Annotated in this window: 20 protein-coding genes; all 20 read left to right on the top strand. The window is 41.4% G+C overall.

Features of this window, described 5'->3' with window-relative positions; translation table 11 throughout:
• The first annotated feature begins 76 nt into the window (after positions 1-76).
• The 20 genes from ACRDCA_RS14330 (at position 77) to ACRDCA_RS14235 (ending at position 25,040) form a co-directional block, all read left to right on the top strand.
• Positions 77-1,207: a glycosyltransferase family 4 protein gene (locus ACRDCA_RS14330; protein ID WP_438690102.1), complete on the top strand. Its 1,131-nt coding sequence runs from the start codon at positions 77-79 to the stop codon at positions 1,205-1,207.
• Positions 1,188-2,276: a glycosyltransferase gene (locus tag ACRDCA_RS14325; protein WP_438690101.1), complete on the top strand. Its 1,089-nt coding sequence runs from the start codon at positions 1,188-1,190 to the stop codon at positions 2,274-2,276. The genes ACRDCA_RS14330 and ACRDCA_RS14325 overlap by 20 nt, the downstream gene beginning before the upstream one ends.
• Positions 2,277-2,309: 33 nt before the next feature.
• Entirely contained in the window at positions 2,310-3,494 is a 1,185-nt protein-coding gene (locus tag ACRDCA_RS14320; RefSeq protein ID WP_438690100.1) for a hypothetical protein, read from the top strand.
• A 101-nt stretch (positions 3,495-3,595) separates the two neighbouring features.
• Entirely contained in the window at positions 3,596-4,675 is a 1,080-nt protein-coding gene (locus tag ACRDCA_RS14315) for a glycosyltransferase family 4 protein (RefSeq protein ID WP_438690099.1), read from the top strand.
• Positions 4,676-5,427: 752 nt separating this feature from the next.
• Complete coding sequence (locus tag ACRDCA_RS14310) at positions 5,428-6,852, top strand: mannose-1-phosphate guanylyltransferase/mannose-6-phosphate isomerase (protein ID WP_438690098.1); 1,425 nt, start codon at positions 5,428-5,430, stop codon at positions 6,850-6,852.
• A gap of 14 nt (positions 6,853-6,866) precedes the next feature.
• A complete protein-coding gene (cpsG, locus tag ACRDCA_RS14305; protein ID WP_438690097.1) occupies positions 6,867-8,231 on the top strand; it encodes a phosphomannomutase CpsG in 1,365 nt (454 codons plus the stop codon).
• A gap of 242 nt (positions 8,232-8,473) precedes the next feature.
• Entirely contained in the window at positions 8,474-9,538 is a 1,065-nt protein-coding gene (gene rfbB / locus ACRDCA_RS14300; RefSeq protein WP_438690096.1) for a dTDP-glucose 4,6-dehydratase, read from the top strand.
• Between the two features lie 19 nt (positions 9,539-9,557).
• The gene (rfbA, locus tag ACRDCA_RS14295) at positions 9,558-10,427 is read left to right on the top strand and encodes a glucose-1-phosphate thymidylyltransferase RfbA (RefSeq protein WP_141131781.1); all 870 of its coding nucleotides are present in this window, start codon (positions 9,558-9,560) and stop codon (positions 10,425-10,427) included.
• Between the two features lies 1 nt (position 10,428).
• Positions 10,429-10,965: a dTDP-4-dehydrorhamnose 3,5-epimerase gene (gene rfbC, locus ACRDCA_RS14290; protein ID WP_141131782.1), complete on the top strand. Its 537-nt coding sequence runs from the start codon at positions 10,429-10,431 to the stop codon at positions 10,963-10,965.
• Positions 10,962-11,828, top strand: coding sequence for a dTDP-4-dehydrorhamnose reductase (rfbD, locus tag ACRDCA_RS14285; protein ID WP_438690095.1), 867 nt, complete (start codon positions 10,962-10,964; stop codon positions 11,826-11,828). Before rfbC ends, rfbD begins: the two co-directional genes overlap by 4 nt.
• 209 nt (positions 11,829-12,037) lie before the next feature.
• Positions 12,038-13,060, top strand: coding sequence for a UDP-glucose 4-epimerase GalE (gene galE, locus ACRDCA_RS14280; protein WP_438690094.1), 1,023 nt, complete (start codon positions 12,038-12,040; stop codon positions 13,058-13,060).
• A gap of 664 nt (positions 13,061-13,724) precedes the next feature.
• A complete protein-coding gene (locus tag ACRDCA_RS14275; RefSeq protein ID WP_199063809.1) occupies positions 13,725-15,134 on the top strand; it encodes a mannose-1-phosphate guanylyltransferase/mannose-6-phosphate isomerase in 1,410 nt (469 codons plus the stop codon).
• A 14-nt stretch (positions 15,135-15,148) separates the two neighbouring features.
• On the top strand, positions 15,149-16,525 hold the full coding sequence (gene cpsG, locus ACRDCA_RS14270; RefSeq protein ID WP_438690093.1) for a phosphomannomutase CpsG: 1,377 nt from the start codon (positions 15,149-15,151) through the stop codon (positions 16,523-16,525).
• Positions 16,525-17,319, top strand: coding sequence for an ABC transporter permease (locus ACRDCA_RS14265; protein WP_141131786.1), 795 nt, complete (start codon positions 16,525-16,527; stop codon positions 17,317-17,319). The genes cpsG (ACRDCA_RS14270) and ACRDCA_RS14265 overlap by 1 nt, the downstream gene beginning before the upstream one ends.
• Positions 17,319-18,530 carry an ABC transporter ATP-binding protein gene (locus tag ACRDCA_RS14260; RefSeq protein WP_209555158.1) on the top strand — a complete coding sequence of 404 codons (1,212 nt, stop codon included), beginning with the start codon at positions 17,319-17,321 and terminating at the stop codon, positions 18,528-18,530. Before ACRDCA_RS14265 ends, ACRDCA_RS14260 begins: the two co-directional genes overlap by 1 nt.
• Positions 18,527-19,393, top strand: a complete 867-nt coding sequence (locus ACRDCA_RS14255) for a class I SAM-dependent methyltransferase (RefSeq protein ID WP_438690092.1) — start codon at positions 18,527-18,529, stop codon at positions 19,391-19,393. The genes ACRDCA_RS14260 and ACRDCA_RS14255 overlap by 4 nt, the downstream gene beginning before the upstream one ends.
• A 21-nt stretch (positions 19,394-19,414) precedes the next feature.
• Complete coding sequence (locus tag ACRDCA_RS14250; RefSeq protein WP_186486612.1) at positions 19,415-19,831, top strand: hypothetical protein; 417 nt, start codon at positions 19,415-19,417, stop codon at positions 19,829-19,831.
• Between the two features lie 3 nt (positions 19,832-19,834).
• The gene (locus tag ACRDCA_RS14245) at positions 19,835-23,116 is read left to right on the top strand and encodes a glycosyltransferase (protein WP_438690091.1); all 3,282 of its coding nucleotides are present in this window, start codon (positions 19,835-19,837) and stop codon (positions 23,114-23,116) included.
• Positions 23,113-24,147 (top strand): GDP-mannose 4,6-dehydratase, encoded by a 1,035-nt coding sequence (gene gmd / locus ACRDCA_RS14240; RefSeq protein WP_438690090.1) that lies wholly within the window; start codon positions 23,113-23,115, stop codon positions 24,145-24,147. Before ACRDCA_RS14245 ends, gmd begins: the two co-directional genes overlap by 4 nt.
• Entirely contained in the window at positions 24,147-25,040 is an 894-nt protein-coding gene (locus ACRDCA_RS14235) for a GDP-mannose 4,6-dehydratase (RefSeq protein ID WP_438690089.1), read from the top strand. Before gmd ends, ACRDCA_RS14235 begins: the two co-directional genes overlap by 1 nt.
• Positions 25,041-25,042: the final 2 nt, after the last annotated feature.

Here is a 25,042-nt window from a genome sequence, read left to right as displayed (position 1 = left end):
TTAATGATTAATAATTTTGGTGGTGTACGTGCGTTGACTATCTAGACCTTTGTATTACTAGGAAATAGAATATATTATGGTTGAAAAAGAAAAAAACAAAAAGGACAGTATCATTATTTTACATGATGTTGACGGAAGGATATATTTCCAAGGTGTGGAGCTTTTAAAAGAAGAGGGGGTCATAGGAAATATAGTATATCGCGAGACTTCTGTGTTTAGACGGCTCTTAGCGGCAGCCGTAAAGCGTACTTTAAATAAAGAAACTTTAATTCGCGCTTGGAATAATTTATGGTTTAGATTGAAAATGCCTTTTATGCACGACAATGTTATTATATTAGGTATTGCGCCATATAATTTCAGGTTTTTCATGTATTCTATGTTAGCTATTAATAATCAAGTCATTTACCATACATCGTGGCCGTACTGGTGGACCGAAAATGTTCCTAGTAAATATGGTCCATTGACTAAGTTTTTTATGCGTTTTTTTAATTATCTGATAAATAAACTTGATTTTAATTTCGTTTGTGTAACTAAACCCGTAGCTGATAGTTTAGCTGTTAATTTAGATTGTAAATACTCCATTAACGTTATTCCGCATGCAGTAGATCTTAAGCTTTTTAATAATTTTTTTACTCAAAAAATATGCTTTGAAAAATGTGTTACTAAAGTTTTATATGTTGGGAGGATGGTTAAAGAAAAAGGCGTCTATGAAATTGCTCAATTAGCTCACAAATTGAAAGATTCTCACCATTTTACTTTCGTTGGCAGTGGGGTTGAGCTCCAAGAGCTAACCAGGAATCTTCAAGGGTTAGATAACGTTAGCATATTGGGGCAGATAGGTGATAAGTCAGCTCTTGCGAATATATTTAAAACCAACGATGTTTTACTTTTACCTTCTAAAAGAATTGATGGTTGGGAAGAATTATTTGGACTTGTATTGATCGAGGCCATGGCTTGTGGCCTTATTGTCGTTGCTACGGATCATATTGGTCCAAGAGGGATTATAAACGATGGAGAGGATGGAGTCATTATTTCTGAGGTTGGCATGGTAGATAAAATGGAAGGATTATTAATTAATATCAATGAGGATTATGTTAGTTGGTTTGATATGAGAGAGCGAGCGAGGGCATCTGTAGAAAAATACTCAATACAGTCTGTCAGTAAACAGTGGTCAAAGGTAATAAATAATGGCAAAGATTCAATTTGATGAGTCTAGTTCGATTCATTGGCTAAAAGTCTTAGGTGATAGCCCTGTTTTTCTTTTCCCTGCAAGAATCGTTGGTGGCCATGAGTTAATGGCTTTAGAGATAATTAGATCTATCACAAGTCTCGGTGCAGATGTTAAATGTTTAATCGAGCCTTCTAATACTAAATTGCTCTCGTTGCTAAACAATACTCAATTACCAAGCTCTAACATCATCTTTTTGCCATTTAATCAACCGCGCTTTGAGTTCCTTCATTCCGTTTTAAATTACCATTTGATTAAAAAGGCGGCTGAATTTCTTTCCGAAATTAACAAAGTTCCTCATACGGAAATTTTTTATGTTCAAGGTGATATAGAAATTGGCTCAACATATGTTGCGGCAGCAATTAAAGCCAACGTGTCTTTTATGTCTTACTTGCCATTTACTCACTCAGCTAAAGTAATGGGTAAGAAGCTTGCTATTTTACGTGACTATAGAAATGCTTCTCTTTATAAGAAAGTAAAACGGTTTGCAACAATATCTACCATATTTAAAGACCAGCTTTATCTGTTATCACCAGGTTGTAATGTTGAACTTATTCGGAATAATACGCGCGACCTTCATGAGTTCAAACGTGCCAGAAAGGAGAAAGATGCAGCACTTAATTGTGATTTATTTAGCATTTTTATTATAGGCAGAATTAGTTATAGGCAGAAAGGTCATGATATTTTATTGAATGCCCTTAGTAAATTAGATGTGAAATTTCGAGATATTGTAGAACTAAATATAATCGGGGATGGAGAAGATGCAGAGGATTTCAGGCATCGGTGTAAGATGTTGACACCTTGGCTGAAAACTCGTTTTTTAGGGTGGCAATCAGAACCATGGGAAGACGCGCATAATGCTGACTTACTGGTTATACCTTCACGTTTTGAAGGTGTCCCACTCGTTATGCTAGAAGCCTTGGAACTAGGAATCCCGATACTTTCTTCAAACAAAGATGGTATGATAGAGTACTTGAATAAAGATGATTTATTTGATAGTGAACAAGAGCTATCTACTAAAATAGAAGCATTCTTACTGTTCGAGTAGGAAGTAAGATATAAGAACTCTGGAGAGCTTTTTTTGAAGACGTCAACTATAAATGAAAATATACTGCCGTTAATAATAATTTTAGGTTTTTTTATTGATGGAGCGGATAAATATCTGCGCTCATTACAAGAAAGTAGAGTTGGATATATTGTTAAATCGATACTTGCTTTCTTTTTATGTATTTTAATACTTTACTTCTATATTTCCCAAAAGAAAATAAAGAAGCCGAATAGAATTATTTTTTTATTCTTTTTACTTATTGTTTGTTTGTTTTCAGGTTTTCTATTCTCTTCGGCATGGTTAAGTGATGAACCATTTTCGAGTAAAATTTATGCGTCATTACGATATTTTTCTGGTTTGATTTTTGTCATATTTCCATTGTGTTTTATTCAAACAAAAAAAGTATCTGATATTTTCTCCTTGATTTTCATTGTTAATTGCATTTTAGCATGGATTGGATTTGCTTTTGGTATAGAAATTTTACGTACCTATGGACATATCATGGATTTAGATGCAGGTTGGGTAGATCAACGATTTGGTTATAGTGGTTTAATTCCGGAACAAAATAATGCATCATTTTTCTTTCTATTTGGGGTGGCTAATAGTTATTGGAGATACAAGTATTTATCAAAGACACCCATTGAACTCTTTTTTGGTATTGCAACATGTTTTATTTTAGGAACAAAAGCAATTCTTTTAGCGCTATTTATTTTCTTTGTGTTAATTTTTGCAAAATCTTTAGCTAAAAAACTATTACTAACTGCTGTTGTAATTGCTTTTGCATTCTATGCGGAAATTAATATGGGGCTATCGGGGCTAGTGACGAATGAAAAAATTTGGAATTCAGCACTGTCTGGTAGATTAAATTTTTTATTTTATAAATTCTCCCCTTTGATAAGCTCTGCGAATTTAGAAAATATCATTTTTGGCTTTCAAGGAGCCAAACCTCAAATTTATCTTATTGAAATGGACTTTTTTGATTTAGTATTATTTTTCGGCGTTGTTGGTGCTTTGATATATATGACTATAATCTTTATGATATTTTGGGAAAGACGAGGTCCTACTATGTGGATTCCACTTGCCATTTCCACGTTAGCAATTTCATTTTTCTCAGGTCACCTCTTTTATGACCCAACATCTATGCTTTATTTATCATTCATAATTGCATGTGCTGGCTATTTTAAGATAAAAGATTCTGAGCGTGTAAAGTTGCTTTGAAAAATGTTTTTTCAAACAATAGAGTTTCCTAAAAAAGATCGTCTGTTTAGCAATTAGAACGTATCATAATTTTATATTGAAGCGAATGGAGTGTCTCAAAAGTGAAGGCCATTAAGGTAATAATCAATGTATCAAAGCTTGGTAAAGAAGGTACTGGAATGTGGAATTATACTAAGTCTTTCATACATTCGGTTCATGAGATAGGTCACGTCAATGGTGTTATTTGTCCAAAGCATCATGCTGAGTTTTTTCATCGATATACAGACTCTATTATTCAAATACCAGATTGCGTATCCAGCACTTCAAAGGTTTCGAAGGTAAAACCGATTATTTTTATGATTTATAATTTTTTATTAGCTTTTAAAATTAAGAGAGAAAAGAGTATTATAATATCTACTACACATCATGCAATACCATTCATTAAACATCAAGTAATAACTATTCATGATCTTAGGCCGTTATTTTACCCCGATAGTTTTCTTCAGAAAGTCTATTTTAAATATATTCTCCCGCGGACTGCTAGAAATTGTTTGGCAGTCTATACAGTTTCAAATTCAGTTAAAAAACAGTTAATCGAAAATTATAATCTTGAACCTGAAAATATCCATGTAATTTATAATTCTATCAAAGAAGAAGATTTTTTAAAGTCAGATAGCTCTGGATCGAAATCTATTTTGGCAGTAGGTTGTAATTGGAAACATAAAAATATCCATTCCTTTATTAACAATTCGGATGTTTGGAAGCATAAGTACAAATTACGCATAATATGTGCAAAAACATCTTATTATGAAGAGTTAAAAACGTTTGTTAATAAAAATGAGTTGAATGATTGTGTGACCTTTATTCATAATCTTTCTTTCAATGAACTAAAACAAGAGTTAAGCAATGCTTGGTGCCTTGTGTATCCTTCAATTGACGAGGGGTTTGGCATTCCCCCGATAGAAGCTATGGCATCTTCTACACCCGTCATAGCATCAGATATACCTGTTTTCAGAGAGATACTTGGCAAATCGGCGGTATATGTTCAGCCCGATGATGCCTTATCATGGAAAAATGCAATAGAACGCCTTGAATTAAAAAGAGAAAAATATGTCGAATTAGGCTTATTAACTGCTCATAAATATTCAGAATCAGGAATGAAAGAAATGATTAGAAACTCACTTACTAAATTTTTCCCATGAGTTTTTTAGTCCAAACTATGGTTTGTTACTTACTGTAGATATAAAAATTTAACAAGCATTATATGATCTTATTTTCAGTGTTAAATCAAAAAGTAATCGTTTTTCTATCAATATGCTCTTGAGCTTATAGCGAAAACCAGAAGTGCTATGAAGCAGTAATGACTGGTGTTGTTAGGCCGGTGTAGTTGACCCCCTTAGATCATGTTAAAAAGCATTTAAGCACAGTAGTTTCAGCAAACAGATCGTTAATAAAGCACAAATAGGATGCTATCTAAATGCCTATGACAAGAATTCTATGATGATTACGGTATAATGAATAAAAGCGTCTACGGTTATTGTTTTATAGGCCATCTATTGAAAAATGAAGTTGGATTGGTGTGCTCAGTAACTTGTCGAGAGGTGAACTTGCTAATTTTTGTTTGTTTGATCTAGTTCTGGTGCGTTCAATAGGTAATTCGCTTAAGCTAAAAAATATGAATAGAAGTGCGACAAGTTAGCCGTTGTTGAGGTACGAATTATTTTGCATGAACTAATCCACTAATGTTAGATTTTATTCTAATTAGAACTGTGCTTTGGTTAGGAAATACAGAGGCAAGTAAGTGCAAGGTTTAATGCGCACTGTCAGAAACGAAATTAAAATTCTGCATGGTGATTTTTATTTAACTGGTTGGCTCAGAATGAATTACATGATCTGACGTTTTTTACTAAACTATAGGATCTGATGGTAAAAGGTATCTTAAAAGGATTACTTAATGTCAACAATCATACCTGTCATTATGGCAGGTGGTACAGGAAGTCGCCTCTGGCCCCTGTCTAGAGAATCATTCCCCAAACAATTTCTTTCAATTGATGACAGTGGTTTTAGCCTCCTACAGCAAACTCTCCAGCGCCTCTCTGGGATTGATGGAGCAGAGATTGGCGCGCCGTTGGTTATCTGCAACGAAAACCATCGTTTTCTTGTTGCAGAGCAATTACGTGAAATTGATCAACTAGCAACCAACATCATCTTAGAACCTGTAGGGCGTAATACTGCCCCTGCCGTGGCTCTAGCCGCACACCTGTCAGCGGAAGGGGATCCTGATAGCATCTTATTGGTATTAGCAGCGGACCACTTAATCAAAAAACTGGATAACTTCCACTCTGCAATTCAAACTGCCCATAAGTTTTCTTCACAAAATAATCTTGTTACTTTTGGAATCATCCCTGAGCATCCTGAAACGGGCTATGGTTACATTAAGCGCGGTAGTAACTTATCCGACGGTTGTTTCAAGGTGGATTCTTTTGTTGAAAAACCGTGCCTTGAAAAGGCACAAGAGTATCTTGCTTGTGGCGAATATAGCTGGAATAGTGGCATGTTTATGTTCAAGACGGCCAAATTCCTGCAAGAGTTGGAACAATTCAGCCCTAAAATTTTCACCAATACTCAAAAATCCGTTTATGAAAGTAAGCGTGATATGAACTTTATTCGAGTGGCACAAGAAACGTTCGAGCATTGCCCTAGTGACTCTATCGACTATGCAGTAATGGAGAAAACTAGTGATGCAGTTGTGATCCCGATCGATGCAGGTTGGAGTGATGTCGGCTCATGGTCATCATTATGGGAAGTGTCAGAAAAGGACACACAGGGCAACGTGAACGTTGGTCAAATTATCTCCATTAACTCCAGTAATAACTACATCTCGTCTGAGTCTGCTTTGGTGGCTACCATTGGTCTAGATAATCTTGTTGTTATCAATACCAATGATGCATTGCTGATCTCAGCTAAAGATCAGGTACAGGATGTCAAGAAAGTCGTTGACGAGTTGAAGAAGCGTAACCTTCATCATTACCGTCAACACTCTTCTTCCTACCGTCCATGGGGCACCATCTGCGATATAGATAATAGTGAACATTTCCAAGTTAAAAAATTGATTGTTCACCCAGGACAAGGTCTATCTCTGCAGCGTCATCTTCATCGCGCCGAGCATTGGGTTGTGTTGAGTGGCACTGCAAAAGTGAGCCTTGGAGATAAAGAATTTTTGCTTTCAGAGAATCAGTCTACCTTTATTCCTGCTGGCTGCGTTCATTCGTTGGAAAACTCAGGGAAAATCGATCTTGAAATAATTGAGGTGCGTTCTGGTTTCTATCTGGGGGAAGACGACATTGAACGTTTGCATGACCGGTATGGTAGGATTTAACTAAAGGGTCCGAAATGAAAAAGCTAACATGTTTTAAGGCTTATGACATTCGCGGTAAATTAGGTGAAGAACTTAATGAGGATATCGCTTACCGCATTGGGCGCGCTTATGGCGAGTTCTTAAAACCCAAGACGATTGTGTTGGGTAGCGATGTGCGCCTTACCAGCGATAGTTTGAAGCTGGCCTTGGCGAAAGGATTGCAAGATGCAGGTACTGATGTAATCGATATTGGTACGACCGGTACGGAAGAGATTTACTTTGCCACTTCGCACCTTAAAGCTGATGGTGGTATTGAGGTAACTGCGAGCCATAACCCGATCGATTACAACGGTATGAAGTTGGTGCGTGAAGGTTCTCGCCCTATCAGTGGTGATACTGGCTTGCGCGCTATCCAAGATCTGGCTGAAGCAAATCAATTCCCTGCTCCGTTATCAGCTCGTGGTCACTATGTTCAACAGGATGTATTGGCAGATTACGTACAGCATGTGCTTTCTTACATCAACATAGCAAACTTCAAGCCACTTAAGTTGGTGATTAACTCTGGTAACGGCGCTGCTGGTCATGTGATTGACGCAATTGAAGCTCAGCTAAAAGCGCATAATGTTCCGCTTGAGGTAATCAAAGTTCATCATCAACCCGATGGTACTTTCCCCAACGGTATTCCTAATCCATTGTTAACCGAGTGTCGCGCGGATACGGCCAACGCAGTGCGTGAACATGGTGCCGATATGGGTATTGCATTTGACGGGGACTTTGATCGCTGCTTCCTGTTTGATGAAAACGGTGAGTTTATAGAGGGATATTACATTGTTGGTTTGCTAGCTGAAGCTTTCCTTCAAAAACAACCTGGTGCGAAGATTATCCATGATCCGCGCTTGAGCTGGAATACCGTCGATGTGGTGACGCAGGCGGGCGGTGAGCCGGTGATGTCGAAGACCGGCCACGCTTTTATTAAAGAACGTATGCGTGCAGAAGATGCCATCTATGGTGGTGAAATGAGTGCACACCACTATTTTCGTGATTTTGCATATTGTGACAGCGGTATGATCCCATGGCTGCTTGTTGCCGAACTGGTTTGTGTCAAAGGGCAAACTATTGGTCAACTGGTTAAAGATCGTATCGCAGCCCATCCATCTTCAGGCGAGATTAACGTTAAGTTGACTGAACCAGCTATCTCAATCGATAAAGTCAAACACCACTACATCGGACTAGGCGGCGAAATAGACTATACTGACGGGATTAGCATTGAATTCCCAGAGTGGCGTTTCAATTTGCGTTCATCAAATACTGAGCCTGTCGTACGATTGAATGTTGAATCTCGTGCTGATATTGTTTTAATGCAAGAAAAGACTAAGGAAGTATTAGCTATGCTTTTATAGTTATTAATTATTAGTATGTTGTGTTATGTATTGTTCGTGTTTTAGTTTTAAAAATATCTTTATTTTGTCACGGTGAGATCTTTTTTACTAAAAATTGTTTTATTTTTAAAACCATTAATAAATTTATTTTGTTTTTCTTTCTGAGTGTGGCTTATCTAGTGACGATATTCGTCTATATAAAAGCGTTAAAGATAAGCTAGTGTCAATAAAGTTTCTGCATTGCGCTATTTATAGAGGGTCGTATGAGAATTATAGTTACTGGTGGTGCCGGTTTTATTGGCTCAGCCGTTGCACGTCATATTATTAACAATACCCAAGATCAAATATTGATTTTAGATAGCCTGACATATGCTGGGAATATAGAGTCTTTAGACACAATTGCTAGTAGTGAGCGCTACAAATTTGAATATGTAGATATTTGTAATCGTAATGAATTGGACCGTGTATTTGCCGAGTTCAAGCCTGATGCGGTTATGCACCTAGCAGCCGAGAGCCATGTTGATCGTTCCATTGATGGTCCTGCTGCATTTATCGAAACCAATATTGTGGGCACCTATACTCTTCTAGAAGCAGCTCGTCAGTATTGGTTAGCTTTGGATGAGGCGGCTAAAAAAGCTTTCCGTTTCCATCATATCTCGACCGATGAGGTTTATGGTGATTTGCATGGGACGGAAGACCTGTTTACGGAAACTACGCCTTATGCGCCAAGTAGCCCTTACTCAGCCTCGAAAGCTTCAAGCGATCATCTTGTCAGAGCGTGGCTGCGTACCTATGGTTTACCGACTATTGTGACCAACTGTTCAAACAATTATGGACCCTATCACTTCCCTGAAAAGTTGATACCGTTGACGATCCTTAATGCGCTGGAGGGTAAAGCTTTACCGGTATACGGTAATGGTGCTCAAGTTCGGGATTGGTTGTATGTGGAAGATCACGCACGGGCTTTGTACAAGGTTGTTTGTGAGGGTGACATCGGGGAAACCTATAACATTGGCGGTCATAACGAGCGTAAGAATATAGACGTGGTGCAGGCCATCTGTCTTTTACTGGACGAATTGGTTCCAAATAAGCCTGGCAATTTAGCTAAGTATGAAGATTTGATCACCTTTGTGACTGACCGTCCTGGTCATGATATGCGTTATGCTATTGATGCCTCGAAAATTGAGCGTGATCTGGGCTGGAGGCCGCAAGAAAGTTTTGAGAGCGGCATTCGCAAGACAGTAGAGTGGTATCTGGCAAATGAGCAGTGGTGGGGCCGAGTTAAAGATGGTTCTTATGCCGGTGAGCGTCTGGGTTTAACCCGTTAATCTAATTTAGGAATCTGAAATGAAAGGAATTGTACTCGCGGGTGGTTCAGGTACTCGACTGTACCCTATTACTCGTGGTGTTTCTAAGCAACTGTTGCCAATTTATGATAAACCGATGGTGTACTATCCTATCTCGGTACTCATGCTGGCCGGAATTCGTGACATTCTGATTATATCCACACCCGATGATATGCCCTCATTCCAGCGCTTACTGGGTGACGGAAGTCGTTTTGGTATCAACCTGAGTTATGCTATCCAGCCAAGCCCAGATGGTTTGGCTCAAGCCTTCCTGATTGGTGAAGAATTCATCAATGGCGACCGCTGTGCGTTGGTCCTGGGGGATAATATTTATTTTGGCCAAAGTTTTGGTAAAAAGCTTGAAAGCGTGGTCGAAAAAAATGCTGGAGCCACGGTGTTTGGTTATCAGGTAATGGACCCTGAACGTTTTGGAGTGGTTGAGTTTGACGACAATTTCCGCGCATTGTCCCTTGAAGAAAAGCCAGCAGTGCCGAAGTCTAACTGGGCGGTTACCGGCTTATATTTCTACGATAATGAAGTCGTTGAAATGGCCAAGCAGGTTAAACCATCCCACCGTGGTGAGTTAGAGATCACTACGCTTAATCAAATGTACTTGGACGCAGGTAAGCTGAATGTTGAGTTGCTTGGACGCGGGTTTGCTTGGTTGGATACTGGCACTCACGACAGCCTGATTGAAGCATCACAATTTATTCATACCATTGAAAAACGACAGGGTTTTAAAGTTGCTTGTCTGGAAGAGATCGCTTTCCGCAAGGGGTGGCTTTCACGTCAGCAAGTTTTCGAAGAGGCTCAATTGCTTGGGAAAACACTTTATGGCCAGTATTTATCACGTCTGATCGGAGAGTTATAAGATGCAGGTGATAGGCACAAAAATTGATGGTGTGAAAATCATCCAGCCCAAAGTATTTGGCGACGCACGGGGTTTTTTTCTCGAGACGTTTGAAAAGAAACGTTATCAAGAGATGTTAGATATTGACCTCGATTTTGTTCAGGATAACCATTCGCGTTCTGCGTATGGTGTATTGCGTGGACTTCACTTCCAAAAGATAAATCCTCAAGGCAAACTGGTTCGTGTTGTGCGTGGTGAAGTATTTGATGTGACAGTAGATATTCGACCTGACTCTCCAACTTATGGCACTTGGGAGGGGGTTATCCTCTCTGAGGAAAACAAGAACCAGTTCTGGATCCCGCCTGGCTTGGCTCATGGTTTCGTTGTGCTCTCTGATGTTGCCGATTTCGAATATAAATGCACCGATTATTACAATCCAGCACAAGAATGTTGTCTACTATGGAATGATCCGCAGGTTGGTATTGAATGGCCTATCGATAATCCATTGTTGTCAGAAAAAGATAAAGTCGGCAAGTTATTCAAGGATCTGGGACTATGAGAATCTTACTAACTGGTGCGAAAGGACAACTGGGTAATTGTTTCCAGGATTGCTTACCCGCCGGGTGGGATGTGTGGGCAACTGATGCAGATGTGCTTGATATCACTGATCTTAACAAGGTAAAGAGTGCTGTAGCTGATTATCGACCTGATGTTGTTGTGAATGCTGCCGCATTCACTGCAGTTGATAAAGCAGAAACTGACCACGAAATCGCTGCATTAATTAATGAAGTGGGCCCGAAGAATTTGGCTTTGGCGGCCAACGAAGTGGGGGCTCGCCTAGTGCATGTTTCTACGGATTACGTTTTTGATGGTGAGGCGACTACCCCCTATATTGAAACCGCATCAACTAATCCGCTAGGGGTGTATGGCAAAACTAAACTGGACGGCGAGATTGCGGTTAGCCACCATCAACCTGATGCGTTGATTATTCGTACGGCCTGGGTTTTTAGTGAGTATGGAAATAATTTCGTTAAAACCATGCTAAGGCTTGCGCAGGATCGTGACTCTTTAGGCGTGGTATCTGACCAGTTTGGTTGCCCTACCTATGCGGGCGATATTGCTCAGGCAATTATCGTGCTCTTGCAGAAGAAATCAGCAGGTGGAGTCTATCATTTCTGTGGCGATCAAACGGTAGCTTGGAATGAGTTTGCTGAAGCTATTTTTTCCTCCGCAATCAAGCACGGCGTTTTAGCCAAGTCGCCGATAGTTAATGGGATTACAACGTCACAGTATCCTACGCCAGCCAGAAGACCAAAGTACTCTGTGCTTAACTGCGAAAAAATACAAAACCAAGGTGTCATCTTGTCCCCCTGGAAGGATCGCATTGACGAGATTATTACCATTCAGCCTAAGTACTGTTAAATTCATCTAAGGGTTTCCACGCAACTATGATGGACGCTGTGGGCATGGTGAATGACTTTGAAACGGAAGACTTCGAGAAGGCTGCAGAGATGTGGCCTTTTTTTTGAACAAAATATTTACCATGACTCAATACTCTTAGTGACCGGAAGGTTAGAATAGCAGCTCAAAATATTCATTTTCAGCGCATCAGGCGCTTGCAAGGAGTTCAGATGGCAATTCTAGTCACCGGCGGAGCCGGCTACATCGGTTCCCACACCGTTCTGGCTCTGCTGGAGCGTGGAGAGGAGGTTGTTGTCCTAGACAACCTATCGAACTCATCCGAAGAGTCACTGCACCGTGTGGAGCAGCTAACAGGCAAAGCAGCCATCTTCTACCAAGGCGACATTCAAGATCCGGAGTGTCTGAACCGCATCTTTGATGGTCACCGTATCTCGGCGGTGATCCACTTTGCTGGCCTCAAGGCGGTAGGGGAGTCAACCCGCAAACCGTTAGAGTATTATCAGAACAACGTCTCTGGCACCCTGGTGCTGTTGGATGAGATGCGTCGTGCCGGAGTTCACCAGTTTATCTTCAGTTCCTCAGCCACCGTTTATGGGGCTAACTCCCCAGTACCTTATGTTGAGACCACGCCTATTGGTGGTACGACTAGCCCGTACGGTACATCTAAACTGATGGTTGAGCAGATCTTGCAGGATTTCGCCAAGGCTGAGCCGCAGTTCTCGATCATTGCGTTACGTTACTTTAATCCGGTTGGTGCTCATGAATCTGGCCTGATAGGTGAAGATCCCAATGGCATTCCTAATAACCTGCTGCCTTACATCTCGCAGGTCGCCATCGGCAAACTGGAGAAACTGGGCGTTTTCGGTGGTGATTATCCAACGGAAGATGGTACCGGGGTACGTGACTACATCCATGTGATGGATCTGGCAGAAGGTCATCTGATGGCAATGGATCATCTCAATAAGGTCGAAGGGTTCAAAGCTTATAACCTGGGAGCTGGCGTTGGGTTCTCTGTACTGGAAATGGTACATGCCTTCGAGAAAGCCTCAGGTGTTGCTATCCCTTATCAGATCTTGCCGCGTCGCGATGGTGATTTGCCTGCGTTTTGGGCTGATGCCAACCTGGCACGTCATGAGCTAGGCTGGGAGGTGAGCCGAGGTATTGATGTGATGATGCGTGACACCTGGAATTGGCAGAAAAATAATCCACAGGGATACGGCAGTAAAAACTAAGTAAGTGACAGCGAGTACGCATTTTAAAAAGCCCATTCATGGGCTTTTTTTTCGTCTGGATAATGATGAGGCTGCTATCAATATGTAGCATTTATTATAAAAATGCTGAATTTAATGCAGCTTAATCATCTGATATAAAATGAGATTGCTGATGAGGCAAGGAACTAGCTCAATAAATCAACAACCATTTTAAGATTAAACTGAAAGCGTGGACAATGTGCAGGTGTTTTGCCCGCTTAGGTGGTAGCATACGCTACAAAAATTTCATCCAATGGGCGTTAAGTAACCGTTCGGATAATGATCATGCGCCCTGATATGTGCTTAAATCTATGCATGTGAGGGCTAAGCGTAAAATTTATATCGTATTTCAGTCTATTGGTAGCTGCTGAGCCAAGGGCGGTAGCGTGCTTTTTTGATCTGGCAGTAAGTAAAATGGCTTTTTTGGTTGTTTTTTGACCTCGCCTCTACGGTCAACCATTATACTTCATGATGTAACAAAGTATGACGGTTTGGGTGAAAATCGGAATAATGACATACTGACTGCCAAGAGGATTAAGACTGAGTGATGACTTAAGAAAGCGAGTTAAAGACTGCGATTGGCGTATTTTTTTTAAGTGATTGTATTACTTAAAGCTTTTTAGCTTAACGTAATAAAGGATAAATAATGTTACTACCCGTAATTATGGCAGGCGGCACTGGCAGTCGTTTATGGCCAATGTCGCGTGAGCTCCATCCCAAGCAATTCCTGCGTTTGCATAGCATCCATTCAATGCTGCAAGAAACGTTAAAGCGGCTTGATGGTGTCGGCGTCAGTGAGCCTGTTGTAATCTGTAACGAAGATCATCGCTTTATGGTTGCTGAACAACTTCGGCAGATCGACATGTTATCGCATAACATCATTCTGGAACCGGTAGGGCGCAATACGGCTCCAGCGATCGCACTGGCCGCATTGAATGCCATTGCCCAGGGCAATGACCCTATCATGTTGGTGTTGGCGGCCGACCACATTATCAATGATGTCGAAGCATTCCATCGCGCCATTGACCTGGCACTGCCACATGCGGCTGCAAAGAGTCTGGTCACTTTTGGTATCGTCCCCACTGGGCCTGAAACGGGTTACGGGTATATTCAACGTGGGGAATGTAAGAATGGATCGGTGGCTGCGCCTGTTCAACGGTTTGTAGAGAAGCCAGACAGCGAGACAGCACAAAGCTATATCGAAACCGGTGAATACTACTGGAATAGCGGCATGTTCATGTTTCGTGCCAAGCGATATCTGGAAGAGCTGGAGAAATTCCGCCCAGATATCCTTGCGGCTTGCCGTGATGCGCTTGATAACACTGAATGCGATAAAAACTTTATCAATGTTGATCGCGATGCGTTTTCTGCCTGCCCAGATGACTCGGTTGACTATGCAGTAATGGAGAAGACTCACGATGCGGTGGTCATTCCGCTGGATGCTGGTTGGAGTGACGTCGGATCTTGGTCGGCATTGTGGGAAGTAAGCAAGAAAGACTCGGCGGGTAATGCGTTAACCGGAGATACTTTCCTTTATGACTCCCGTGACTGCTACATCAACACTGACGAGAAACTGGTCGCTGCTGTAGGTGTAGAAAACCTGGTGATTGTTAACACCAAAGATGCCGTTCTGGTAGTAGATAGATCCAAGGTTCAAGATGTTAAAAAGATTGTTGAACATCTGAAGAAGAACAAGCGTAGTGAATACCGCCGGCATCGTGAGGTGTATCGTCCATGGGGCCGTTGCGACATCTTGGTTGCCGAGAAGCGCTTTAACGTCAATCGTATTACCGTGAATCCCGGTGAAGCATTCTCTTTGCAAATGCATCACCATCGTGCTGAGCATTGGGTCGTGCTTTCCGGCACCGCGAGAGTGACTACTGGCGACAAGACGTTCTTGATTACCGAGAATCAGTCAACATTCATCCCAGTTGCGGTTATCCATCGTTTAGAAAACCCAGGTAACATTCCGTTAGAATTGATTGAGATTCAGTCTGGCTCTTATCTTGGTGACGATGACGTTATCCGCATAAAAGATCACTACGGGCGTTGCTAATTTTTGAGGTTTTAATGAACAGTTTAACATGCTTTAAGGCTTATGATATCCGCGGTCAACTTGGTGAAGAGTTAAACGAAGATATTGCTTACCGCATCGGAAGAGCCTATGGCGAATATTTAAAGCCAAAGCGCATTATCGTGGGTGGCGATGTGCGCTTAACGAGTGAAGCATTAAAATTGGCTTTGGCTAATGGCCTGCGTGATGCCGGTGCAGATGTTTTTGACATTGGGTTAAGTGGGACAGAGGAAGTTTACTTTGCTACATTCCATCTCAATATGGATGGTGGGATCGAAGTTACAGCAAGCCACAACCCTATGAACTATAACGGTATGAAACTGGTGCGTGAGAATGCACAGCCTATCAGTGGCGACACAGGCCTGTTTGCGATTAAGGAATTGGCCGAAGTGAATAACTTCGCTCCGGTTGATGAAAGCAAACGTGGTAGCTATCAGCAGATCTCTATTCTGAATGATTATGTCGATCATCTGCTAGGGTACATTGATACCAAGACGCTAAGCCCAATGAAATTGGTGATCAACTCAGGGAATGGTGCTGCCGGCCATGTGATCGATGAGATCGAACGGCGTTTCAAGCAAGATAATGTGCCCGTTTCCTTTGTTAAGGTCCATAACCAGCCGGACGGCCAATTCCCAAATGGCATTCCCAACCCCTTGTTGCCAGAGTGTCGTGCTGATACCGCAAAAGCGGTATTGGAGCACCAGGCTGATATGGGGATCGCGTTTGATGGCGATTTCGATCGTTGTTTCCTATTTGATGAAAACGCAACCTTCATTGAAGGCTACTATATCGTTGGTTTATTAGCCGAAGCATTTTTACAAACCAATCCAGGTGCCAAGATTATTCACGACCCGCGGTTGTCATGGAATACCATTGATATTGTCAACCAGGCTGGCGGGGTACCGGTTATGTCTAAGACCGGTCATGCATTTATCAAAGAGCGCATGCGTAAAGAAGATGCCGTTTACGGTGGTGAAATGAGCGCGCATCACTATTTCCGCGACTTCGCCTACTGTGATAGTGGGATGATCCCGTGGTTGTTGGTGGCTGGCTTACTTTCTACCAAACGTAAGGCATTGAGTCAGTTGGTTGGCGATCGTATGTTGGCCTACCCTGCGTCAGGCGAGATTAACCGTAAAGTAGACCGACCAAATGACGTCATTGAGCGGATCCGCACTGTTTATCAACCTGATTCAATTAGCATCGATTTAACTGATGGATTGAGTATCGAATTCGATGACTGGCGCTTTAATTTACGTACATCTAATACTGAGCCTGTAATAAGACTTAACGTTGAGTCAAGAGCTGACACTAGTATCATGAAGAATAAAACAGAAGAGTTGCTCACTTTGTTAGGTGGGAATAAATAATGAAAGCATTGTTAATGTCGATATTCAATTATCGAGGGTTTATTGGTAGCAGTATTAAGCGGGATTTTCAGTCAAGATATAAAACAAGTATGCTTGGTGCAGCATGGTTAGTTCTTCAGCCCTTGGCCATGATTATTGTTTATACTGTTATTTTTGCAGAGGTAATGCGAGCAAGAATGCCAGGTGACACAGGTCCATTTGCATATAGTATTTATATCTGTGCGGGATTATTACCTTGGGGCCTTTTTGCTGAATTGGTTACGCGTTTACAGACTGTCTTTGTAGATAATGCTAATTTCTTAAAGAAGATTAACTTCCCTCGGATCTGTCTTCCGGTTATCTCATTGGGAACCTCTTTCATTAATTTTACCATCATTTTTAGCCTCTACATTGCATTTTTGTTGGTTACAAATAATTTTCCAGGGATTTATATTCTTGGTATAATTCCGCTGTTAATTATTCAAGTGCTTTTCGCCTTGGGATTGGGAATTACTTTAGGCGTTTTAAACGTATTTTTCCGTGATGTTTCACAGTTTATGAATATATTGCTTCAGTTCTGGTTCTGGTTTACGCCAATAATATATATCATTGATGTTTTGCCTAAGTGGGCTAGCCAATGGCTAATGCTCAACCCAATGACGGGGCTCATTGTGGGATATCAAAGCATTTTTGTAAAAAAACAATGGCCAGACTGGAGCAATTTATATCTAGTTGCCACGTTGTCAGTGATACTTTTGATAACCGCATTTCACTTATTCCGGAAGCATTCCGGCGACATGGTAGATGAATTATAATGAGCAGTATAATTGTAGAGAATATTAGTAAGTCCTATAAAAAATACAATAGCCGTTATGACCGTCTTATTGAATGGTTTTCTCCATTCAAGAGTTGTAGGCATAGTGTTACCACAATCCTCGATGGTATCAATTTTACCGTTAATCCAGGCGAAGCCGTGGGGATTATTGGTATCAATGGTGCAGGTAAGAGCACACTGTTGAAGATTATCACTGGTACAACTGCGGCTACGACAGGGAACGTCAAGATTAATGGACGTGTCGCTGCATTGCTTGAACTGGGCATGGGATTTCACCCCGATTTCACCGGGCGAGATAATGTTTTCATGTCTGGACAATTACTTGGTATGTCAATTGAGCAAATCAATGAGCTCATGCCTCACATTGAAGAGTTCGCTGAAATAGGTTCGTATATTGATCAACCTGTACGTACCTACTCTAGTGGTATGCAAGTACGTTTGGCTTTTAGTGTGGCAACTGCGTTGCGGCCAGAAATTTTAATCGTTGATGAGGCACTTTCTGTTGGGGATGCTTATTTCCAATCCAAGTGTTTCTCTCGAATTAAAGAGTTTAAATCACGTGGGACAACCCTGCTGATTGTGTCCCATGATCAAGCTGCAATTGCCAATCTTTGCAGCCGAGCCATTCTTCTTGAGAAAGGCAAGATTGTTGCTGACACCGTGCCAACTGACGTTATGAATTTATATAACGCTAAGTTATCTAAGACATCTGATATTATGGAGGTAAAACTTCATGAAGGTAAAACTATATCAGGCGATCTTCGTGCGGTAGTCAATGATTTTTACGTTATTGATAGCAAAGGTTCGAAAGTAGAGACGCTCACTGTCTCAGAGAAATACGAGCTTTGCTTTGAAATAGATAATAAAGAAGTCAGTTCTGGGCTTACGTTGGGTTTCCATATCCGCGACAGACTGGGTAATGTTATTTTTGGTACTAATACCTTAGCATTAAAAGCTGATATTTCCAGTTTAGGTCCTAAGTTGGTAAAATTTGTTTTAAATATGAATATTGGAGTCGGTGAGTTTTCTGTCTCTGCGGCGTTACATAAAGAGCGTGACCATTACGAGGAGTGTTATCACTGGGTTGATGGTTTGGGAGCTTTTCATGTGGTTGCTCCAGAGAGAATATTCGTTGGCAGCGCATGGTTAGATGCTGACTGTCAAATAGTTGATTTGGAGAAAAAACTTTGATCTTAAATTACTTTAAGCGCTTAACTCAACATTTTAATGATTCTGTAACCCACAACAAAACCGTGCTTGAGGTTTTGGATGGTTTGAATAATAAGGTTGATTTGTTAGGTGGAGAGGTTGAAAGGTTAAAGGAGATACACGTAAGTATCCAAGAACGGCATTTAGAAAATGAATTGGCTGAAGTTAAGGATGGTTTAGCTTCCCAGAAACAAAGTCTTCATCAAATTGATCATACTGTACATACTGTTGCGGACCGTCTCGAATTTGTGCGTGAAGAGCTGATGTTTGAGCTTCGTGTGAAGACAGGGTCCTTTAAGGATAAGACGGAATCAGCCAGCATCGAAAGCAAAGTGATTAATAGCGAAAAGTTTGATGCTGGTGTTCGAAGCATCAATGTAGGATGTGGCCATGTGCAGGTAGAGGGATACATCAATGTTGATGCACGCGAGATCCCTGGCGTTGATGTTATTGCGTCAGCGCAAGACTTACCATTTGCCGATGAAAGTCTGCAGGAAATTTATTGTGCACATTTAGCTGAACACTTTACTGAGCTTGAGCTTAAGAGGATCATATTTCCCCACTGGTTCAGCAAAATCAGTAAAAATGGTCAATTACGTATTGTTGTTCCAGATGCACATAGCATGATTAACGATTATGTATCCGGTACGATGAGTTTCGAAGACTTACGTAAGGTGACATATGGCGCACAAGATTACGATGGTGATTTTCACTATACAATGTTCACAACAGCCAGCCTGAGCCAGTTGCTTACTGAAGCTGGTTTCAGTCATGTGTCTGTTGTTGAAGATAACCGGAAAAATGGATTGTGTCGTGAAATGGAATTGATCGCAAATAAAGTGTGATCGGCATGCTGGGGTTAATTTATGAGTCATAATATGCTTGATGAAGTTAATAATAAATTAAGGCAGGAGATACTTAGGGAACGGGAGGTAAGAAACACGGCTCAAGACTCTTATCTTTCTGTTATTCCGAAGAGCCTTCGCTTTCGTGCCGCCTCTGAACAGTATCATATGAAAGAAATAATTGCCTTATGTAAAGATGATTATCGCGATTTGGTGGTTGCATTAATGACAAAGGACTTACGCGATAATATCAAAGGTTATTACATTATTGATAAATTTCGCTCGCGACCTCTTGTTTTCGTTAGCTTACTTTCGTTGCATCCTGCTGCAAAAGTGAAACTTCTAGGAAAAACGCGGTTCATTGCAGTTAAATTCTTGATGAAGAATCCACGTTTAATGGATGTTGCCAGAAAGATGTATAGAAAATTCAAGGGGTAAGCAATGTTTAAGCATTTTAATGGCAAGGTGATTCAAGTTATTGAGTCATTAGATGTTTATGATGCGTGTTCCAATCATGTCATAAATATAGACACCGCGTTGCAGAATGTTTTTGGTATTGAGTCACAAATTTACGTTACGCACTTTCACCCAGAACGCGAGAAATTTGCTAACCATATTAGCGCGTTAGACGCCAATGAAGAAGATATAATAATTTTTCATTTCTCTGGCCTCTCGGAATTTTGCGCGGATGCGGTTATTAAGCAAAACTGTTTGAAGGTTATACTGTATCATAATATTACACCTCATTATTTCTTTGACAAAAACAGCCATCTTTACAGCTATTGTAAACGTGGTCGTGAGCAGTTAAAGGAAATTATTCATCACTTTGATTTTGCGACAGGTGTAAGTGATTATAACCTTAAAGAAATTATCGAGCTAGGTTATAACCCGGATAAAACATTTAAACTGCCGATAATTATAGATGATATTGATGAGGAGAATTTCCTCGAAGTTGCCGACAGTAAGAAAGACAACAACATTCTCTTCGTTGGCCGAATCTGTGAAAATAAACGTCAGGACAGGCTTGTTGAAGCATATGCAAAGCTTAGAAAAACATTCCCAAATATCGGTGATTTAATTCTTGTTGGGGGGTATGATTCTTCTTCTACCTTCTACAAGCGTATTGTAACACTCATCAGTGATCTGGATCTCAAGGCTAATGTGCATATTACTGGCAAGGTTAGTCAGTCTGTGCTTGAAGATTATTATCATAATTCACTTTGTTTTATGTGCTTCAGCGAGCATGAAGGTTTTGGTGTTCCGTTACTTGAAGCTGCATTGCATAATATCCCTGTCTTGGCTCTTGATGCCGCTGCGGTTCCAGAAACACTTGGGAACTCTGCTGGTATCTTCAAAGATGAAACTGAGCTATTTGATAAGTTCGAGAAAATCTGTTCGGATGACAAATTTAGAAAGGCTTTACTTGAGCATCAAAAGCAAGTCCTCCATGCTAGTGATTATAATGCTTGGATAAAAATTGCCACTAATTTCTTTGATAAAATAATCGGTGGGCCAGACCGATTTAAATCGGTTAGTTTTGTTATTTGTACATTCAATCGCGCTGACTATTTAGAACGATGTCTAGATTATTTGACTCGTAGCTATAATAAAAACTTTGAAGTCATCGTTGTTAATGGCCCCTCAACGGATGACACATCATCAGTGGTTGAGCGTTGGCGTGATAAGATTATCTATGCTGACAATCCAGTACGTAATCTTTCAATATCACGTAATATAGGTAGCAATTTAGCTTCTGGCGATATTGTTGCATTTATTGATGATGATGCAATGCCATTCTATGATTGGTGCGATTGCATTCTTGCCTACTATAATTCATCTCACAATTTTGTTGCGGGTGCCGGGGGGCCGACTTATTATGCCGGTTCCTTGCAATTCCAGGCTGTTGATATTCTGGTTGATAGTTTTGGTTCGGGAGTTAGTAACCCTGAAAAGGAGTTGTATAGCAACCCGGATTATCATCGCACCTTATTAGGTACTAACTCTTCTTTTCGTAGGGACTATTTGCTTTCAGTAGGTAGTTTTGATGAGGAATACGATTATTTCCTTGATGAAACGGATGTTTGTTTCCGGTTAATTAAAAGTGGCTATAAAGTACAGCATTGCGCCAATGCCTATTTGAGGCATGAATTTGCACAAAGCGATAATCGTGTTAGTAAATACAAATATAACTGGTTTTCGATTGTCAAGAATACGGTTTATTTTGCTTTGCGTTTCAATGAAGGCGACAAGGATTTCATTATTGCTCAGACAAGAAAAATTGTTGAAAGAGAGCGTATTGCTTACCTTGAAAGTGGGCTTCGTTCGGGGGAAATCTCATCCGTTGATTTTAGTTCATTAGTTAAAAGTGTTTGGGATGGTTTCGACGCTGGTATTGCTGCTGCCAATCACCCTCGTAAGCTAATTGAACTGACACCGAATAATAACGGCTGGCTGCCTTTTGAAACGGTATCCGCAAATAAAGCATTTAATAAATTGCACATCGTATTGGTAACAAAAGAATTCCCTCCATTTACCAAGTCTGGTGGAATTGGAACTCTTTATTACCATTTGGCTAGCGAACTCCTACTACAAGGCCATGATGTTACTGTCATAACACAGGGTAGTGAGGACAGGATCGAGCGCGGGAACTTTCGTTTAATCAGTTTGGCGGCTCCTGCAAGCAATGAGACATATACAGATTCTGCCATCGCCAATATCAATTTGTCTTGGTCGTTAAAAGTTGCGATAGCGCTTGATGCATTAAATGAAGAACTCCCTATCTCTGTTGTTGACACTTGTCTTTGGGATGCCGAGTGTTATGCGTTCTTGCAGGTTAAAAATGAATTAAATATTCCTTTGGTTGTACGTTTGGTCACCCCATTGATTGTCGCTGATGAGACTAATGGTTGGAATATGCCTGCCATTGATAAGAATTTGTTGGTCGGGTTCGAGAGAGCGATGGTACAGGGTGCCGATGCTGTAGTACCTATCAGTCAATCAATTCAAAATACATTTACCAAACGCTATGATATTGAGGCAGATGAGCGCTTTAATATTATTAATGCTGGCATTGCTTATTGGCCAAGTTATGATGTTTCACGGGGTTATAATGATATTAGTCATTTCCCAGAACTGGTGAATGCCAAGCAACAGGGAAAAATGATCTATCTGTTCCTTGGTAGGCTAGAAAAACGTAAAGGGATTGATGTCTTTATTAAAGCAATCAGCCAGTTTAACCATCGGTACCCAGAAAAAACTAACGATGTGATGTTTGTTTTGGCGGGTAACGATGGTGTTGGAGTCAATGCTTTACTTGATGAGCACTTGAATGGGCAACAAGACAACATACTTCTTTTAGGTGAAGTTTCAGATTGGGATCGCGAAAAGCTATATGCATTTTGTGATGTTGTGGTTTTCCCATCCAGGTATGAGTCATTTGGCCTTGTACCGCTTGAGGCTTTTGTTCATGGAAAGCCTGTCATTGGTAGTAGTGGGGGGGCAATTCCTGAGGTTGTATTAGATGAACAATGCGGGCTTATTTTTGACGATGGTTCTGAAGTCGAACTGGCGGAAAAGATGGCGCGGCTTTGTAAAAATAATGCACTATACGAAATGCTTTCTCTGGGAGCTAAGGCCCGAGTCAAATATTTATCGTCAAACCGCTCCGCTTTACAATCCGAAGAATTATATAATCGTTTGATTTTAGGTATTAAATCATTATGAAAACAGCAATAGTTACAGGTATAACTGGTCAAGATGGCGCATATCTTGCTGAACTTTTACTCGAAAAAGGTTACCAGGTTCATGGCACCTACCGTAGAACCAGTTCGGTTAACTTCTGGCGCATAGAAGAACTGGGTATTGATAAGCATCCGAATCTGCATCTGGTTGAGTATGATCTGACCGATCTGTCTGCCAGTATTCGTCTGTTGCAACAAACAGGTGCAACAGAAGTTTATAACCTGGCAGCGCAGAGCTTTGTTGGTGTTTCATTTGAACAACCTATCACCACAGCGGAAATCACTGGCATTGGCCCGGTTAATCTGTTGGAAGCGATCCGCATTGTTAATCCTAAAATCCGCTTCTATCAGGCATCGACCTCTGAAATGTTCGGTTTAGTGCAGGCGGTGCCGCAGAAGGAAGATACTCCCTTCTATCCGCGTAGCCCGTATGGCGTGGCCAAGCTTTATGCCCACTGGATGACCATTAACTATCGTGAAAGCTACGGTATCTTCGCCTCCAGTGGCATTCTGTTTAACCATGAGTCACCATTGCGTGGCCGTGAGTTTGTTACCCGTAAAATCACTGATTCCGTTGCCAAGATCAAACTGGGCAAACTGGATGTACTTGAATTGGGTAATATGGATGCCAAACGCGATTGGGGCTTTGCCAAAGAGTACGTAGAAGGCATGTGGCGTATGCTGCAGGCTGAGCAGCCGGATACTTTTGTGCTGGCAACCAACCGCACTGAAACCGTTCGTGACTTTGTAGCTATGGCGTTCAAGGCCGCGGGTTACACCCTGCGCTTTGAAGGTAAAGATGAGCAAGAAGTGGGGATTGATGTGGCGACCGGCAAAACGCTGGTTCGTGTTAATCCTAAATTCTTCCGTCCGGCAGAGGTTGAGCTGTTGATCGGTAATCCCGCTCGTGCCAAGGAAATTTTAGGCTGGGAACCTAAGACCACGCTGGAGCAGTTGTGCCAGATGATGGTAGAACAAGATATTGTACGTAATCAAAAAGGGTTCTCTTTCTGATGTTCGGCGCCGGCAAACGCGCCTTGGTTACGGGCATCAATGGGTTTACCGGCCGCTATGTGGCAGCGGAGTTATCCGCTGCCGGATATCGGGTTTATGGTCTGGGCTCATTACCGTCGGCCCAGGCTGACTATTTTCAGGTAGACTTGCTGGATGAAGCGGCATTGGCTGAAGTGATCAGCACGGTTAAGCCGCATGTTGTGGTGCACCTTGCTGCCATTGCGTTTGTTGGCCATGGCGACGCCAATGCTTTCTATAGCGTAAACCTGCTGGGTACCCGGAACTTACTGCAGGCGCTCTCTGAAAGCAGTCATCCACTGGATGCCGTATTAATTGCCAGCAGTGCCAATGTTTATGGTAACAGCACTGAGGGTAAGCTCGACGAGCAGACATCTGCCAACCCTGCAAATGATTATGCGGTGAGTAAGCTTGCCATGGAGTTTATGGCTAGATTATGGATGGATAAACTCCCCATATTTATTACACGGCCTTTCAATTATACCGGTGTTGGCCAGGCCGATAATTTCTTATTGCCAAAAATCGTCAAGCACTATAAGTGCAAGGCTGAGATTATCGAGCTCGGTAATATCGATGTGTGGCGTGATTTCACCGATGTACGCGCCTTGAGCAAGGCTTATGTGGCCCTGTTGCAGGTCAAGCCGATCGGTGAAACGATCAATGTTTGCTCCGGCCGAACCTACTCTTTACGTGACGCTATTGATTTATGTGAAAAAATCACCGCGCATCACTTGGATATTCGCGTAAATCCGGCTTTCGTTCGTCCTAACGAAGTCAAGGTATTGTGCGGCGATGCGACAAAGCTGCGTAATCTGATCGGTGCTTGGGATACACCTCCGCTGGAGGAAACGTTGCGCTGGATGTTGGAAAACTGACG

This window comes from Serratia sp. (in: enterobacteria) (assembly GCF_051654945.1).
Taxonomy (GTDB): Bacteria; Pseudomonadota; Gammaproteobacteria; order Enterobacterales; family Enterobacteriaceae; genus Chania.
This window is presented reverse-complemented; position numbering and strand designations above follow the sequence as displayed.

Bases quoted from the DNA above. Each gene is read 5' to 3' on its own strand.
- ACRDCA_RS14330 (WP_438690102.1), top strand. From the start codon at position 77: ATGGTTGAAAAAGAAAAAAACAAAAAGGACAGTATCATTATTTTACAT.
- ACRDCA_RS14325 (WP_438690101.1), top strand. From the start codon at position 1,188: ATGGCAAAGATTCAATTTGATGAGTCTAGTTCGATTCATTGGCTAAAA.
- ACRDCA_RS14310 (WP_438690098.1), top strand. From the start codon at position 5,428: ATGTCAACAATCATACCTGTCATTATGGCAGGTGGTACAGGAAGTCGC.
- cpsG (WP_438690097.1), top strand. From the start codon at position 6,867: ATGAAAAAGCTAACATGTTTTAAGGCTTATGACATTCGCGGTAAATTA.
- rfbB (WP_438690096.1), top strand. From the start codon at position 8,474: ATGAGAATTATAGTTACTGGTGGTGCCGGTTTTATTGGCTCAGCCGTT.
- rfbA (WP_141131781.1), top strand. From the start codon at position 9,558: ATGAAAGGAATTGTACTCGCGGGTGGTTCAGGTACTCGACTGTACCCT.
- rfbC (WP_141131782.1), top strand. From the start codon at position 10,429: ATGCAGGTGATAGGCACAAAAATTGATGGTGTGAAAATCATCCAGCCC.
- rfbD (WP_438690095.1), top strand. From the start codon at position 10,962: ATGAGAATCTTACTAACTGGTGCGAAAGGACAACTGGGTAATTGTTTC.
- galE (WP_438690094.1), top strand. From the start codon at position 12,038: ATGGCAATTCTAGTCACCGGCGGAGCCGGCTACATCGGTTCCCACACC.
- ACRDCA_RS14275 (WP_199063809.1), top strand. From the start codon at position 13,725: ATGTTACTACCCGTAATTATGGCAGGCGGCACTGGCAGTCGTTTATGG.
- cpsG (WP_438690093.1), top strand. From the start codon at position 15,149: ATGAACAGTTTAACATGCTTTAAGGCTTATGATATCCGCGGTCAACTT.
- ACRDCA_RS14265 (WP_141131786.1), top strand. From the start codon at position 16,525: ATGAAAGCATTGTTAATGTCGATATTCAATTATCGAGGGTTTATTGGT.
- ACRDCA_RS14260 (WP_209555158.1), top strand. From the start codon at position 17,319: ATGAGCAGTATAATTGTAGAGAATATTAGTAAGTCCTATAAAAAATAC.
- ACRDCA_RS14250 (WP_186486612.1), top strand. From the start codon at position 19,415: ATGAGTCATAATATGCTTGATGAAGTTAATAATAAATTAAGGCAGGAG.
- ACRDCA_RS14245 (WP_438690091.1), top strand. From the start codon at position 19,835: ATGTTTAAGCATTTTAATGGCAAGGTGATTCAAGTTATTGAGTCATTA.
- gmd (WP_438690090.1), top strand. From the start codon at position 23,113: ATGAAAACAGCAATAGTTACAGGTATAACTGGTCAAGATGGCGCATAT.
- ACRDCA_RS14235 (WP_438690089.1), top strand. From the start codon at position 24,147: ATGTTCGGCGCCGGCAAACGCGCCTTGGTTACGGGCATCAATGGGTTT.